This is a genomic window from Neobacillus niacini, from assembly GCF_036961885.1.
Taxonomy (GTDB): domain Bacteria; phylum Bacillota; class Bacilli; order Bacillales; family Cytobacillaceae; genus Neobacillus; species Neobacillus niacini_H.
In genome coordinates, this window is record NZ_JBALNQ010000036.1 from 24,237 (window position 1) to 40,660 (window position 16,424).

At 36.0% G+C, this 16,424-nt stretch carries 15 protein-coding genes; 1 reads left to right on the plus strand and 14 read right to left on the minus strand.

From position 1 onward, the window contains the following. Positions 1-212: 212 nt before the first annotated feature. From V7124_RS16005 to phaQ, 8 genes are all read right to left on the minus strand, one after another. Entirely contained in the window at positions 213-1,403 is a 1,191-nt protein-coding gene (locus tag V7124_RS16005) for a Ger(x)C family spore germination protein (RefSeq protein WP_335410484.1), read from the minus strand. Beyond that, positions 1,400-2,998 carry a spore germination protein gene (locus V7124_RS16010; protein ID WP_335410487.1) on the minus strand — a complete coding sequence of 533 codons (1,599 nt, stop codon included), beginning with the start codon at positions 2,996-2,998 and terminating at the stop codon, positions 1,400-1,402. The genes V7124_RS16005 and V7124_RS16010 overlap by 4 nt, the downstream gene beginning before the upstream one ends. 11 nt (positions 2,999-3,009) lie before the next feature. Continuing rightward, the gene (locus V7124_RS16015) at positions 3,010-4,116 is read right to left on the minus strand and encodes a GerAB/ArcD/ProY family transporter (protein WP_335490835.1); all 1,107 of its coding nucleotides are present in this window, start codon (positions 4,114-4,116) and stop codon (positions 3,010-3,012) included. Next, on the minus strand, positions 4,106-4,357 hold the full coding sequence (locus tag V7124_RS16020) for a hypothetical protein (protein ID WP_335410491.1): 252 nt from the start codon (positions 4,355-4,357) through the stop codon (positions 4,106-4,108). The genes V7124_RS16015 and V7124_RS16020 overlap by 11 nt, the downstream gene beginning before the upstream one ends. Positions 4,358-4,456: 99 nt before the next feature. After that, the gene (locus V7124_RS16025; RefSeq protein ID WP_335490839.1) at positions 4,457-5,293 is read right to left on the minus strand and encodes an undecaprenyl-diphosphate phosphatase; all 837 of its coding nucleotides are present in this window, start codon (positions 5,291-5,293) and stop codon (positions 4,457-4,459) included. Positions 5,294-5,421: 128 nt separating this feature from the next. Continuing rightward, complete coding sequence (locus tag V7124_RS16030; protein ID WP_335490846.1) at positions 5,422-6,588, minus strand: C40 family peptidase; 1,167 nt, start codon at positions 6,586-6,588, stop codon at positions 5,422-5,424. Between the two features lie 267 nt (positions 6,589-6,855). Continuing rightward, on the minus strand, positions 6,856-7,461 hold the full coding sequence (locus V7124_RS16035; protein ID WP_335410497.1) for a hypothetical protein: 606 nt from the start codon (positions 7,459-7,461) through the stop codon (positions 6,856-6,858). After that, the gene (gene phaQ, locus V7124_RS16040; RefSeq protein WP_335410499.1) at positions 7,442-7,879 is read right to left on the minus strand and encodes a poly-beta-hydroxybutyrate-responsive repressor; all 438 of its coding nucleotides are present in this window, start codon (positions 7,877-7,879) and stop codon (positions 7,442-7,444) included. Before phaQ ends, V7124_RS16035 begins: the two co-directional genes overlap by 20 nt. 147 nt (positions 7,880-8,026) lie before the next feature. Between phaQ and V7124_RS16045 the strand changes: the two genes are divergently transcribed. After that, positions 8,027-8,809 carry an alpha/beta fold hydrolase gene (locus tag V7124_RS16045; protein WP_335490853.1) on the plus strand — a complete coding sequence of 261 codons (783 nt, stop codon included), beginning with the start codon at positions 8,027-8,029 and terminating at the stop codon, positions 8,807-8,809. A 57-nt stretch (positions 8,810-8,866) separates the two neighbouring features. Here V7124_RS16045 and V7124_RS16050 read toward each other — a convergent pair whose 3' ends face one another. The 6 genes from V7124_RS16050 to adhE form a co-directional block, all read right to left on the minus strand. Next, positions 8,867-9,946 carry an alpha/beta fold hydrolase gene (locus V7124_RS16050; protein WP_335490857.1) on the minus strand — a complete coding sequence of 360 codons (1,080 nt, stop codon included), beginning with the start codon at positions 9,944-9,946 and terminating at the stop codon, positions 8,867-8,869. 18 nt (positions 9,947-9,964) lie between these two features. Next, a complete protein-coding gene (locus tag V7124_RS16055) occupies positions 9,965-10,675 on the minus strand; it encodes a polyhydroxyalkanoate biosynthesis repressor PhaR (protein WP_335490859.1) in 711 nt (236 codons plus the stop codon). 18 nt (positions 10,676-10,693) lie between these two features. Next, positions 10,694-11,455 (minus strand): hypothetical protein, encoded by a 762-nt coding sequence (locus tag V7124_RS16060; protein WP_335490862.1) that lies wholly within the window; start codon positions 11,453-11,455, stop codon positions 10,694-10,696. A 15-nt stretch (positions 11,456-11,470) separates the two neighbouring features. Next, positions 11,471-11,821 (minus strand): hypothetical protein, encoded by a 351-nt coding sequence (locus V7124_RS16065; RefSeq protein WP_335410505.1) that lies wholly within the window; start codon positions 11,819-11,821, stop codon positions 11,471-11,473. A gap of 140 nt (positions 11,822-11,961) precedes the next feature. Further along, positions 11,962-13,596, minus strand: coding sequence for a long-chain-fatty-acid--CoA ligase (locus V7124_RS16070; RefSeq protein WP_335490866.1), 1,635 nt, complete (start codon positions 13,594-13,596; stop codon positions 11,962-11,964). Positions 13,597-13,859: 263 nt separating this feature from the next. After that, positions 13,860-16,418, minus strand: a complete 2,559-nt coding sequence (gene adhE / locus V7124_RS16075) for a bifunctional acetaldehyde-CoA/alcohol dehydrogenase (RefSeq protein ID WP_420490553.1) — start codon at positions 16,416-16,418, stop codon at positions 13,860-13,862. Positions 16,419-16,424: the final 6 nt, after the last annotated feature.

A 16,424-nucleotide genomic window follows, 5' to 3' on the forward strand; every position in this document is an offset into this window, starting at 1 on the left:
CATCACCTTTTTAGTGATAGTTTACCTGTTAAAATAAAATATTCATTTTTAGGTAGTTGGTGTAGGCATGTTCATTATGTATGATCAGTTATTTGACCAATAAATTTAAAGTGTGATATGTGACTGCAAAAAAATTTTAGGGACAAGTGTTTAGAAAATGAAGTAAACCATTTCCATAAGGAGTTTATTCCTGACAAGAAATGGCTTACCAATTATTTTACTTCAGTAAATATGCTTTTTGTGCGAATTCCAGATCTTCTCAATTTTATATGTACATCAACATTGACAAGCGCATCTGAGAAATATTCATCCCAATTTTTTTCTATACGTTTAAAATTTTTATAATCTTGGCGATATAGTACTTCCCCAAAGCCAAATATATCTGCCTTGTATACTTGTTGTAACTTATCAATAGTTGCCTCTAAATCCCTTTTTATCTTCTTCTCTGTTAGTCTTCCATACTTTTCATACGTGTCGACTTGAGTCAAATCATCCTTACATTGAGCACTTTCTATATAAGCTTCACCACGCACTTTCAGGTTAATCACTGCTCTTCCATTTATTAATTTCGCTTCAGTTTTGGTTAGGGTATTGACAACCCGAACACCTAGGTTTCTTTCCTTAGCACAGATCACTGATACTTCCGTTTTATTTAACTTATTTGTAATCCATAAAAAATTTCGAGTATCTTTAATCGGCAAAAAACCAAGGAGTTTATCCTTTTTAAGGATGGCTAATGAATCAACAACCACCATAGCATCTGGTGTAGTCTTGTTCATATTATCTACACTTCCACCTTTTTCAGGCTTCCCTCGGATCGTTAATGCAGTCATCACACCTCTTTTGCCTGGAGAGGTATAGGTTTGAATGATATCATTTAAGCGAATGTTTGGATCCCCTCCCCAACTGTCCACTAGAGAATTTAGTTGTGTATGGAGTTTTAAGGAGGATGATTTCTGTACTTGATAGGTGGTCCTTAAGATATCAGCTGCTTCCACATGGCGGGCTGTCACAATGTTAAAATCGTCTCTAATTTCCCGGTTTCTTTCTAAAAAGTCTAGAAAATATATCATTTCCTCTTTTAAAACTTCCTCACTAATGACTAGAACCTTCATATGAGAATAAATTAAATACTTTGAAATACCAATATTCATTTTCCTAGTTAATTCCGCCAATGTCTCTCCTTCAAGTGTGAAAACGATTGATGGGGCGAATCCAGATGCAGTTTTACTATTTAATTCCATAGCGTTAATTCCCTCAACAGTCAGTTTGTATTGATTATCTTGACCTTTATCAATCGCCATGCCGACGACAACGGTTATTTCTGATAATTCTCGATGATCCCAGCAGCCGCCCAAAATTATTACGATTACCAAAATGAAAACTAGATTTTTGAACTTCAACCGCTATTCCCACCTTTCATTGGCGGCGGTGAAGGCTGTGAAGTAAATACTTTCTGTTCTGATTCATCCCTTAAATATTTCGGCCTCTTTTCCATTTTCCAAAATGGAGCCCTCACAAAGACATCCTTTTGGTCTTCAATAATAAATGGGGCAATCGGGGCTAAATAAGGAACCCCAAATGAACGGAGCGAACTTAAATGAGCTACCATCGCAACAAGTATAAGTAATACTCCATATAGACCTAAACTAGCCGAAAAAATGATCAACATAAAGCGTAACAATCTAGATGCAGCTGCAAAACTGTATACAGGAGATACAAAGTTAGCAATTGCTGTTATCGAGACAATGATGATCATGATGTTTGAAATAATCCCCGCCTCTGCTGCGGCTTGACCGATTACGAGTGCACCAACGATTGAAACCATTTGTCCGATAACTCTTGGCATTCTTACCCCTGCTTCTCTTAAAATTTCAAAGGTAATTTCCATAATTAAAACCTCCACGACAGCCGGAAATGGTACTCCTTCTCGTTGTGCAATTACACTTAATAATAAGGTAGTAGGCAGCAATTCATGATGATACGTTAGGATCCCAACATATAAAGACGGTGTTAATAATGCAATCATAAAGGAAAGATAGCGAATTATTCTTATAAAGGAACCTAAGAAAAACGATGAGTAATAATCCTCGGCCATCTCAAAAAAATTTACAAAAACAGCAGGAACAAGCAAGGCAAAGGGTGTCCCATCAATAAGTATGACAATTTTCCCTTCCATTAAGTTCCCAGCCACAGTGTCAGGACGCTCCGTATTTAATGCTAGTGGAAACAAGGTGAAAGATTTATCTGCGATTAACTCTTCAATATTGCCGCTTTCAAAAATAGCACTTACTTTTATTTTCTTTATCCTGTTACGAACTTCTTCGAGGATTGCCTCGTTTGCAATTCCTTTTACAAACCCTATATAAACTGGTGTTTGTGTAGCTTCACCGATAGTGTATCGTTCAAAATGAAGATTTTGATTGCGGATCCTCCTTCTAATTAGGCTCACATTTGTCGAAATGGATTCAATGAACCCATCCTTTGGTCCTCTGACCACTGTCTGCGAAGAGGGTTCTGTTACTGACCTTTTTTCATCTGTCAGCATATTAACCGAGATCGCTTTGTCTAAGTGGTTCATGGCAATAACAAGGCTTCCATTGATAATTGCAGAAAATATTTCATCTGTGTTATTGATAAGTTGATAGCTTGCCCCACCAAAGATTTCCTTACAATAGGAGGTTAACTCATTAACCGTGTTCAAGTTATCACTGAATACATGACTTGGAGAGAGGAATTTAGCCGTTGTTTCATTTAAACTTTTTGCATTAACCATGCTCTCTAAATAAAAAATTAGAACATCTTTATCCGCAGTTCTGCCTTCCAGTACTCGCAAATCAGCTGAATTTCCGAAGGCATTTTCCACTTCTGACCTCAGGTGTGTAAAGGAGGTATCTAAAATTTCTTTATTCTCTTCCATTTGCTGCTCATTTTTAGCTACTATTTCTTCGATTTTTATTGGCCTTTTTAACCGGCGAATTGGTTTAATTGGAGCCATACCATTCTCCTTTAATTTTCCGACTTGCCTTTCTGCTGTCTCCAAAGGACCAGTAGAAATAATATAAATGGGACAATATGTTGTAACGGAAGGTGAAGATAGTAAGGAACCACTTTTATACCCTCTTGGATATGGTCAGCAAAATCGACTGAAACTAAAACAGAAAATAACGATATAATCATTGAAACTGGAAGTGCAAAATAACGATACGAAAGTTTAAAAATAAATTCCAACCCTTTTAAACCAGCATACATGAAAAGGGAACCTTTGATAAAAACTCCTAACATGATAATAAAAACTACGATTGCGTCAATTCTCTCTAAAAATTCCCCAATGGACACTGCTCTTGCTGTACTTAAAAGAGGGAAATTTGAGCGCTGGACTGAGTCAACTCCAAGAGTCACAATCATTAGAAAAGAGGACACGACAAGAAGGATCGTAGCAACCCCCACACCAATAATGGAAACCCTAAGACTATATTTTTTATTTGTTAAACTCGCATAAATTACACTAAATGCTATCACTTCTCCAAAGGGGAATAAGGACAAATCTAAAAATGCGGTTTTGATTACAGGCATAATTCCTTCACCAAGTATAGGTTGAATTTGATTGACTTCTGTACTCCCACTTGCGAAAAGAAAGATGGTTAACAAAATGAAAAAAACAAAGAGATATGGAGTAAATATTTCCGATGTTCTGGCTAGAACCTCTATCCCTAAATATAAAATGTACCCCATTAAAAGACATAAAGAGATTGACATTACTTCTATTGGAGTATTTGGTAAAATAGCAGTGACCATCAGTTCTCCAAAGTCTCGGGTAACCCGAGCTGATATGTAAAGGAAATAAACAATATAAATGAAGGTAATGACAATGGTTACTTTTCGTCCTATACAAAATTCAAATACTTGGAAAATATTCTTATCAGGGAATCTCAGGATGAAAAAATGGTAAGCAGATATGATCCCAATCCCTATCAATCCACCTAGAGCAATCGCCAACCATGCATCATTTTTTGCATTACTGCCAATTCCAACAACAATCGCACTTCCTAATAAAAAATTGATTAATAACGTTAGCAGCTGACTTAAAGAGATATTCTCCTTGTTAACTTTCATCATTAAACCCACTTACTTTTATGTCTTTCTTATTAGAGCGATAGATACGGACATCGACAACTACACTCCAAATCAATCCCAAAAAGGCTCCTGCAAAAGAAAAATATCTTCCAACAGCGATTTCAGAATAATATATCTTTACGATGGCTTCGAAAAAGGTTAATTCGAATAGTTTTATATCGAATAACGCTAACAGTATTGATAGAAATATTAAAAGTAAAAAATATGACAACGTAACCATTTTATCGTTACCTCATAATTGTATTTACCTTATCTTTCCAAACTACATCCGTTTTTATCCAACAAAAAACCAACAACCTAGGTTGTTGGTTTAAAGATATTAATAAAAATAGACAAGATAAATAATTAATGCTAAAACAATTCGATAAATGGCAAACGGAACGAGTTTAATCTTATCTATCAGCTTTAAGAAAAAGCGAATTGAAATTAATGCAAAAATAAAGGCACTAACAAATCCTGCAATAAAAAATGGAAGTGCATCCAATGTCATATACTGCCAGTTTTTTAATAATGATAGAAAGCTTGCACCAGCCATTATCGGAACTGCCATAATAAAAGTAAAATCAGCTGCAGCACGGTGACTCAGTCCGATTAGCACTCCTCCTGAAATGGTTGAGCCCGAACGAGAAAAGCCTGGCCACAAGGAGAAACATTGGATTAATCCAATTGTAAGTGCTTGTTTATAAGTAATTTGGTCAACACTTTGGACTTTCGGATTTTTAGGTCCAAAGCGATCAGCAATAATCATGAAAATTGCACCAATTACTAATCCAATTAAAACCGTTCCAGTCGAGAATAAGTGCTCATCAATATAATCTTCTACTAGAACACCAAAGACACCTGCTGGAATTAATCCAACAATTACTTGAGTTAGTTTTAATCGACCACCGGCTTGTTCAGAATGCATATTCTTAATTCGACCCATTCCTAAAAGATCAATGAATCTGTCTTTGAATGTCACGACAACAGCTAAGATTGAACCCAGCTGAATAACAACTTTAAAGGTGTTTGCTCCATACTTACCTAAAAACTTTTCTGATTGAAGCCACATATCATCGACAATGATCATATGACCCGTTGAGGATACTGGAGCGAATTCTGTTAGCCCCTCTACTAATCCTAAAATTATTGCTTTAATAACCAATAATAAATCCATGTTTAGTACTACTCCTAACTCATTCTTCTGTTGATATGAAATAACCTTTTAATTGTACTCAATTTTCATTCGTTTTAGCAAGGACTAAACAAAGAAGGGAGCGAGATTAAATAGTCTCGTTCCTCATTTTATTCAGAAATTATTCGATTTACACGACCGTTAAATTTTTCCAACCAATATCCATCTGTCATATTTGCAATGGCAACACCAGTAGAACTTTGTGAACCTAAGAACATCCCAGAACCCAGATAAATACCAACATGTCCATCTTTCTTATAGGTATCAAAAAATACAATATCTCCTGGCATCATTTCTTCCACACTGACAGCTGTTCCTGTATTTTTCAAAACCTCGGTACTGGTACCAATTTTAATATCGACCTGAGCAAATGCCCAACTAACAAAAGCAGAACAGTCAAATCTTCCATTAGCAATATCGAATTCATTTCGACCTCCGCCAAATACATATACAGAATTCCCTATATAGCGAAGTCCTTTGGTAATAAGATTTCCAACAGTCTTGTTAGAAATCAATAAGGAAGAATTCATGATTGTGTTTGGGTCAATGCTATTCAAATCAATCATATTAGCCAGAACAGAATCCTGTTGCATTAAACTAGTTTGTTCAGCTAATTTTCCTTGTTCTCTTTCCTGTAATTCCAAACGTAATAATTCATTTTGTTGTTTTTGCTCTAAAATTTGTGCCTGCATTCCTTCTAATTCTACTTTCATATTCTGAAGCTCTACTATTTTTTCCATTACTACTGCTTGTTTTGTTTTAACATCTTGTTTATCAGCTTCATGTTGTTTGACAAGATCTTGATCTGCTTCGATAAGCGACGCTACGGCTCCAACGCGATCTACAAAGTCCTCAAAACTTGAGGATCCGAGTAAGACATCAAGGTAATTAACCTTTCCACCTATTTCTTGAAATGTCAAAGCGCGTTTTTTTAAAATTTCATTTCGCTTTAATAGTTTTTCATTTAGTACAGCAATCTCTTTTTCCATTTCTTGTATCTCTACTTGAGAAACATTTATTTTATCCTCTGTTTCAAGGATTATATAATTATTATCAATTATCGCTTGCTCGACCCTGCCTATTTGTGAATTGATTTGTTCAATTTCATCTTTTACTTGATTAAGTTCTAAATTTCCTCTCAAAATTCCTAATTGAATTTTTGATCGTTGTTCGTCAATTACTTGCTGGCTTTTATCTTCTTCTGCTTCTACATGAAGTAATACAGTTGGACTTCCGAATGTGATTATTGTACAAATCGCCATAATCTTCTTTTTCAAAACTTTTCCCCTGCTTTCCTTCATCTTAACTTTGCTTTATCATGCAATGCTGATTAATTATGTAACTCACTAAATTACTAACTGTATTAAATTATCAAGATTCATACAAAATACCCATTTTTATACTATTCCAATGCAATTAGAAGTATAGCATGAATTCTTGTCAATTCAATAATAGTAATATTAATTTTATGTTTCAGTCTGAAAAAAACCGAAATATAAAAAAACAGACCAATCAGAAGTATTGATTGGTCTGTCTTACTCATTTTACTTAGATTTTAAAAGCTCTTTAACACTGTTTTTTCCACGATCTACAATTTCACCGTGGACACTTCTAGCCATTTTTACATACTCATTTGTAACAAGCTGCCATGCATTTCGGCGTTCTCTACTATAAGCGATGTTGGCTTCTGTGCTCTTTTCAAAGTTATCTTCTAACTGATCAATAATTTGAAAAACAGATTTAATTGGCGTAAGCGCTAAGTTTTCTAATTGCTGGCCGACTTCTTTAAGTTGATGTTTAAGTTCTTCCCGTTCATTCACTATTTCTGCTTCTTCTTGCACTTCTTCTTTCATCATTTCTTCCCTGCGTGCATTGATTTGTTGCATTAATCCAGAAAAAACTTCCTGGTTTGTCTTTTTAGTTTGCTCAAAGAGATTACCCAGTGATTTTCTATATTGTTTGTTAAACTTGATGACTTCCCTTAATGCATTCATATATGCATCTTCACGGTTATCACGCAATTTTCTAGCCCGCTCAAGCGATTGCTCATACTGATTCCAAAGTGTATCGACAAATAAACCTTCATTCTTAGGCTCTTCAGCTGTAGGAATCATCTTTTCTTCAACAGCTTCACTCTTTTTCTGTGCCATCGTCCTTCCTCCTCTTTTTACTGTTTTCTTTCTCTATCGGATCCCTCTTTTGAAATGAAGGAATATAGAGCTCAAGGAAACTTGAATACATTTTGAAGAATTGGTCTAGCATCGATTGGTACGACTCTAGTTGATTGGCATAGCCTTTTAAGTATGTAATACCTGCTTTAGTAATGGAATATCTCCTTTTTGCAGGACCACTTCCATTTGTATCCCATTCTGATGATACTAGTTCTTCCTTTTCCAGCTGTCTTAACAGTCTGTAGAGATTACCTTGATCAATCGTTTTAAAACCAAATGTTTGTAATTTCTGACTTAGCTCATATCCGTGAAGAGACATCCTGCTAAGAAGCAGTAGAATAAATGGCAGAACAAAATTTTTTGATGGATTGACAGATGGATTGTCTTGATTTACCATTTTTATATCACCTCACCTATATGTATTTTACACCTATGAGTAATATTTTGTCAACTCTGCAAATACATGTTATTATATGGTGTAACATCACGTATACAATTTTAATAACTTGGTAATACAATTAATAAAATTTTGAGGTGGTGTCATATGGAAATATCGAAAGTTAGTATGCTGGGGATGCCCTATTTACATTTTGGCGATGGCGATCCATTAGTTCTAATCCATGGTTTAGGTGAAGTGAAGGAAGGCTGGCAGTCACAATTTGAATTAGCTGATCAATACGAATTAATTATTCCTGATTTACGAGGGCATGGTGAATGTACGAAAACGGAAGGAATATCTATTCCCAACTTTGCAGCAGATATAATTTGTTTATTAGACGAATTAGAAATTGAAAACGCTCACATTTTAGGTTTGTCAATGGGCGGTGCTGTAGCTCAGGAAATTTATCGTCAAGCTCCCCACCTAGTTCGCTCTCTCATGTTGATCAGTACATTCCACTTTTTCCCTAAAAAACTCAGAAAACCGCTGTATAATTTAAAGAAAGTTAGGTTGGGGGTCGCTTCAACGGATGACGCCCTCAAAGAAAAAGCTGCTCATATGAGCCTTTATTCTTGGTCGGAGAAAAATATAGTGCATTTCAAACGATATTTTCAGCCCAAGCGAAACATCTTTTTAAAATCTCTTAAAGCTTGTTTCCAAGTAAACAATATTTCACTATTACCAACGATAAAAGTTCCAACTTTGATCATTGGATGTCAATATGACTCCGTTTTACCTGTTTGGATTCAATATTGTATGCATAAATTGATACAGCATTCAGAATTTATTATTATGAGGAACTCAGGTCACTTAGCTAAGTTAGAAGCAACAGATCGATTTAATCTTCTACTGCGAAAGTTCTTAAACCGGCACAAGGCTGCTGCTTAATATTTTTCAATGGGAAGGATGGGGGTCCTTCCCATTGAACTATTTATGTCTTAGAAATTACGTGAATACAGGTTGAATTTCTTCTGATCTTGAAGAAAGCCATTTATCTGCAATTATGGAAAACATTCCAGTCAGGGCTAAAGAAACGTGACCAGCTTCTACGACTTGGTAGGTTTTATCTTTACTTGATACTAAATCCATTATTGGAAGACTTTGTGGCTCTAACACAAGTGTATCCCTTGAAGTGGATAGGACAAAGAGAGGGCAATTTATATTACTAAGGTCAACTCTCTTATCGCCAATCATTAACTCCCCCTTTATCAGCTTATTTTCTTTGTAAAAATCATTAATTAGCTGCTTGAAGGCTGTACCTGAAAAGGGGGTTGCATCTTTTGTCCACTTATCCATCCGCCGCCATTTTTCAACATAGTCCTCATCATATGCACGTGTTACCAGGTTTACCATTGGACTAATATAGATAGGAGAAAGTCCTCTAAACATTGCATACATAATATCTGCTGGAATTACACCATATACATCCGCAAAGCGATCAAAATTTAAGTGACCATTTTGAAGGGCCTCCAGCCATTTATTAGGAACGATTCCTATACTAAAATCAATTGGAATCGTTGAGAGTACTAGATTCTTAATCGGCAGGTCGGTAATTGATGCAAGAATCGCTGCAAGTGTTCCGCCTAAACAGTAACCCACTAGTGATATTTCCTGAATTCCTGAGTGGCGTATTGCCCGTTTCACTGCCACAGCTAAATAATCTATTACATAGTTATCAATAGAAAGATTGCTATCTTCATAACCAGGTGAACCCCAATCAAGAAGATAAACATCATAGCCTAATTGTGTTAACCCGCCAATCACGCTGCTGCCTTCGCCAATATCGAGAATATACGATTTATTTAAGAGTGAATAAACAAAGAACAAAGGTATTTTGTATTTTTTTTCTTTCGCCGGATGATACCATAAAGTGGATTTGTTTTTTTTCCAGACAGCCTCTCTTCGTGTCGGAATAATATCAGGTTTAGGTTCATTTACTATTTTGTAAACCTGCTGCCATCTTTTTGTTTCTTTCTCAAAGTCAAAGAGTGGAATGAATTCATTAATACTTCCTTGGGTATTCAACATTATCCCCCCACTCGTTTACTTTATGGTAACTAATTCTTTTTCTTTAGCTTTTCCTTTTGGGCTTTCTTTTACAACAAGCCCCTTCAACTCTGCTATTTCATTCTTTATTTCTGTTAATTGATTTAGTCCAAGTTTAACTTCTTGTATATCGGGGTGAATGGTTTTCATTTCGCTCACACTATACATTTCAACTAGTTCGTTTTGTGCTTCTTTTATTTCATTTAGTTCGTTCTTTAGGTCGCGAAGGTTTACTTGAATAATTTTTATATCGACAAGGCCCTTTCGCAATTCATGAAGGTCCTCCTTGATAGTTTTTAATTCGGATATTTCTAGGACCGTTTTTTGAAACTCTGATCGCATTTGTTTAATCATCTTAATTATCTCTTGAAATAATTCTAGATTATCTTTATTTAATACCCCAAGATTGTCTTGCAATTTCCAAATCTGTTCTTCTAAAATATCGATTTTTCCTTCAGCCTGAATCGATAGATTCGCAACATTAGCGACATCATTTTTTGTTGGAATGTTCATGAAGCCAGCCAATAGCTCTTGATTCTTTCTTAATAGCTCCATGTACCGCGAGTGAACACCTAAGCCCGTATTGGCTAAACGGACAAATTCATTGTTATCTGTTGCCATAAATAATAGTCCATTAATTTGTTTTTCCAACATTTCCGTTATTTGTTTAAAGCCTTCAAACGGGTCATACATCTTTTCATTTGTCATCCTTCATCATCCTCATTCTTATGATTTTGTAACTTCTTCTACGTTTTCCATGAACTTATTTAAAGGGAACATCAATGATTTAATTGGTCCGGAAATAAGGCTAAAAAATCCTTTTTGACTCTCATAGATAAGAGAGGCTGCTTGTTTTAATGTTTTAATATATTGCTCCCTCGCATTTTTCCTAAATGCAATATATTGGTCTATCATATTTAGATACTGATCCATTAATTGGATATTAGTAATCATTTGTATTGGAGTATTGAGAATGGAAGCTGTTCGGCTTTGGATCTGATCAAACTGCTGGTTCATTTCTTCATAAGAGATTCTTGGAAAAAGGTGCTGCAGAGCTGTAGTGGACATTAAAAATTCTTCTCTTGCTGTCCTTTCCCAATTTGCAAATTCTTTATTGAACTGTTCTCTAACAGAATTAATATTCTCCTGATTGCGTTTGATACTTTCAGCAAAATACATTGCTTCTTTCAGAAACACATCATCACGAAAATCTGCATGCTTTGCCCATTGGTCTAACTCACGAAACGCATGATTCCACAAAATATCCAAGGTTGAAGTCTGTTCTTGCATTCCTTCCTCTTCCTGACTTACTTCAGCTGCAGTTTGTTTTACTTCCTCTACTTGGATATGCTCCTCTGCCACAGTTTCAAGCACTTCCTCTTCCTTGACTTCATTTTCTGCAATTTGATTTTCCACTGCATTCCGTCTCCTTTTGGTTGTTTTTGGTAATTCTTCCTTAATAATATTTTGGTCTTTATTTTCAGCCATTACAATCTTCCCCCTTTAAATATCTAATTCGCCGATTTCATTTATAAATTTACCAATTTGGTTCCGATATTCCTCGACTTCTACTAATGTTAGATAAAGACATTCATCTAAACCGTCAAGTCTTTCCTCAATTCTGATTATCCTTTTAGCGATATCTGCCACATCATCTCTAGAAGGGTAATCCATTAATGCTAACGATTGTACAGTTAACTTTCTAATTACCGCTATCATGTCTAAGTGTTGATCCAAGGCTTTTCCAGCCATTGTGATAAAGGGTAAAGAATTGGTTAAGGAGTATAGCTTTCTATTTAACTCGTCCTCTAATTTTTTATAAAATTCACATGGACTTTTGCTTGATATCTGCATAACTCCTCCAACAAATAAGGTAAAATTTTCACTGCTAAAAAAATTATTTTATATGGTAGTTATTCAAGTGATATATTCTCAGAAGGATTCTTGATGTGTTTTCGCGAAGTCTATTGGAGCAGCAGCTTGATAATCTGAGCTTATGAACGAACCTTTTCATTTTCTTCTTGACGCAGCATTCTCCTTAATAGTTTTCCAACAGATGATTTTGGAAGTTCAGATAAAAACTCAATTTCTTTAGGTACTTTGTAAGGAGCCAAATAGTGCTTGGCAAATTCTATTAATTGCTCAGGGCTAACTGTTGTACCAACTTTCAGTTTCACAAATGCCTTAACAGTTTCTCCACGATAAGCGTCAGGTTTTCCAACAACAATTGCCTCTTCTACGGCCTCATGTTGATAAATAATTTCTTCAATTTCACGTGGATATATATTGTAACCGCTGGCAATAATCATGTCCTTTTTACGGTCTAATATGTAGAAATAACCTTCTTCATCCATTTTGGCGATATCCCCTGTAAAGAGCCAACCATCTCTAATTACTATTTGAGTATCGCTAGGCCGCTTCCAATACCCCTTCATGACCTGTGGTCCGCGAAGTATTAATTCACCTGCTTCTCCTACTGGAACGTCTACATAACCCAATTCGATTTCCCTAACAATTCTTGCCTCAGTCCCAGGGATAGGAATTCCTACGCTCCCTAATTTACGAGGAAGAAATGGTGGCGTTGTTATCGCCGATGGTGATGTTTCTGAAAGACCGTAACCATCTGCAAGTCTTATACCTGCCCGTTTTTCAAATGCTTTTACCTGCTCTACCGGAAGTGGTGCTCCACCTGAATTGAAATAGAAAATATTTTTTATCCCACTTTCCTCCAATTTAGGATGGCTGTTTAATGCAAATATCATGGTTGGGACGGCTGTCAATTGGAATGGTTTTTCCTTATTAATCAGTTCGACTAATTCATTCACATCAAATCGCGGAAGAATAAATTGATTTCCTCCCATTCTGATTCCTGAAAGTGCATTGCATGACAGTCCATAAACGTGAAACATTGGAAGAACACTGATAATTTTGAAGTTTTCAGGTTTCTCGTCAACTGCATTATAAGTAAAATCACAAACTTGAATAATATTTGCAAGTAGATTTTGATGAGTTAACATTACCCCTTTTGAAACACCTGTTGTTCCTCCTGTATATTGTAAAATAGCCACATCTTCCTCAATGTTAATGGGGATTTCAGGTATCACATTATCATGGGTAAGAAAATCATCAAAATAAATATCTCCATCTGCTAGATTAATCCTACTTCCACCGAATCCAACTACAATCAATTTTTTTAAAGGGGTTCTAGGCTGAACTTCTTTTACCTTTGAATAGAAGGATTCAAATACAACCAAATATTCTGCTTCAGAATCATTCAGGGCATATTCGATTTCTCTTTCAACGTACATTGGATTTACTTGAACTGCAATTCCCCCTAAACGGAATATTGCAAATAAGCTAAAGATATAATGAGGGCAGTTCGGCAGCATAATCCCAATCCTATCTCCCTTTTTAAAACCAATCCGGTACAAAGAGGCAGCTAACCATTCTGAAATAACTTTCGTTTCTTTGTAACTCCAGGATTTTCCGTAAAAAGTTAGAGCTGGATTTTCTCCATGAATTTTTGCTGCCTGCTCCAAAAGATCGAATAACGATTCGTAATTTACTGTTACATCATTACTGATTCTCGGGTCATAAAATTTCAACCAGGGTTTTTGCATATAGACCATACTAACTCCTCCTTATCAATAGCCTTCCAATGTAATTAAGCAGTTTTTTTAACTTTCCACCTTATTAAAATTGGAAGTGTTTTAACCACTTAAATTATTGTTTTAAAATAGGATTTTGTAAACGCGTCCAAATCGACACTTTTCCACATATTTCTTATATTTCCTATAATTTACAAAAGACTAATTCAGATTAGTGAGTAGTTAGCAAAGAAGTATAGTGGTTATTGTCGAAATTTTATCTATTGTTCACACAACTTTCGAAATTACAACTCTCTTTTATATGCCTGACGATAGATTTGCGCTAACTCTGAGACAAGTGGCTGCTTTGGATTTGCAATTGTATCTTGGTCATCAAAGGCGTGTTCTGCTAACATGTTAATTTTACCTTCAATCTCAATCTTGCTGATGCCAGCTTCTTCAATGCTTTGCGGCAATTCTAATTCCATAATCAACTTAATTACCGCATCAATTAAATTTTTTATTCCCTCTTCTGTTGTTTCTGCCGGCAGTCCCAGCATCTTAGCAATCTCTGCATAACGTTGATCAGCAATAAAGTGTTCATATTTTGGAAATGTCATAAATTTATTTGGCTTTGCTGCGTTGTAACGAATTACATGAGGTAACAAAATGGCGTTAGCGCGGCCATGTGCGATATTAAACTCAGCGCCCAGTGCATGGGCGAGGCTATGGTTAATTCCTAAGAATGAATTAGCAAAGGCCATACCTGCTATAGTTGAGGCATTATGCATTTTTTCACGGGCAAGTTCATCCGTTCCATCTCGATAAGCCCTTGGTAAATACTCAAATACTAATTGGATTGCTTTCAATGCTAATCCATCTGTAAAGTCATTAGCCAGCACTGAAACATATGCCTCAATTGCATGTGTTAAAACATCTATACCCGTATCTGCGGTAACATGCTTAGGAACCGTCATAACAAACTGTGGGTCAACAATCGCCAAATCTGGTGTTAGTTGAAAGTCCGCTAGTGGATATTTAATATTTCTCTTTTTATCAGAAATAACCGAGAATGAAGTCACCTCTGACCCTGTTCCTGATGTGGTTGGAATAGCAACAAAAATTGCCTTTTGGCGTAGAGATGGAAATTTAACCACTCGCTTACTAGGATCGAAGAATTTTTGCTTTAAACTGTTAAAATTTGCGTCAGGATGTTCATAGAAAAGCCACATCGCTTTTGCAGCATCCATTACTGATCCGCCACCAATTGCAATCAGACAGTCTGGCCCAAATTTCCTCATTCTTTCAGCACCGTTGTTAACAGTTTCTATGCCCGGCTCAGGTTCAATTTCATGAAAAATTTCATATTTAATATTTCCGGGGTTCTTTTCCAATTGATAACGCACTTTATCAATGGCGCCATTCTTCATTTGACTTCCACTTGTAACAATAAAAACTCTTGAGATTCCAGGAATGGAAGCAAGCACTTGGATTGAGTTTCTTTCAAAAAATATTTGAGACGGGACCTTAAACCATTGTGTCATGGTTCTCCTTTTTGCAACTTTCTTAATATTAATCAAGTTTGCTACTCCTACATTTTGAGACACTGAGTTCCCTCCATATGTTCCGCACCCAATTGTTAGTGACGGTAAAGATGTATTATAAATATCACCAATAGCTCCATGAGTCGATGGTGTATTAACCATAATTCTCCCTGCTTTCATTCGGAGGGCAAAGGAATCAATCACATTTTGGTCAGTTGTATGAATAGCAGCAGAGTGACCAAGTCCACCGTATTCAAGTGTTTCTTCAGCGAATAGCAGTCCTTCAGCTAAGCTATTAGCCTTATAACAGGCAAGAATAGGGCTTAACTTTTCACAGGAAAGTGGATGTTTCGGGCCTACCCCTGTTAATTCTGCAATTAATATTTTTGTATTTACTGGAACATTAATTCCTGCCATTTTAGCAATCATAAATGCGGGCAATCCAACAATTAGTGGATTTAGCGAAGCGCTTTTTTCGTCTATCACTGCCTTTTCAATCATCTGTTTTTCTTCATTATTTAAGAAATAACAATTATTTTCGATCATTTCCCTTTTTACTTCATCATAAATTTCGTTGTCTATGATAAGTGCTTGTTCAGAGGCACATATCATTCCATTGTCAAATGTTTTAGATAGAATGATGTCATTTACTGCCCGTTTAATATTTGCACTTTTCTCTACATAACAAGGAACATTTCCTGCCCCAACACCCAGAGCAGGTTTACCAGAGCTATATGCTGCTTTCACCAAATTAGGTCCCCCGGTAGCCAGGATGAGTGATATCTTAGGATGTTTCATTAAGGTTTGAAAGGCTTCATGTGAGGGAATTTCAATCCATTGAATACAATTTTCTGGTGCTCCTGCCTTCATTGCAGCCTCCCGGAGAAGTCTTGCAGTTTCAACACAGCATTTTTGCGCATATTTTGGAAAGGCAAAGATAATTGGATTTCTTGTTTTTAATGAAATTAAGGCTTTAAATATGACGGTGGAGGTTGGGTTTGTAATCGGAATAATACCAGCTATGACACCCACTGGCTCAGCCATCTCCACCATTCCCTCATGTTCATTTTCATTAATAACTCCAACAGTCTTTAAATCTCTTATATTGTTATAGATAAACTCTGTTGCAAACATATTTTTAAATACCTTATCTTCATATACGCCTCTTCTTGTTTCTTCAACTGCTAGCTTTGCCAAATCTTTGTGGTTATCAAGCGCAGTATAAGCCATCTGCTTGACAATTTCGTCCACCATTTCCTGATTGTAACAGCGAAACTCGGTTAACGCCTTTGCTCCATTTTTCGCTAGGATATCAATCATTGCTGC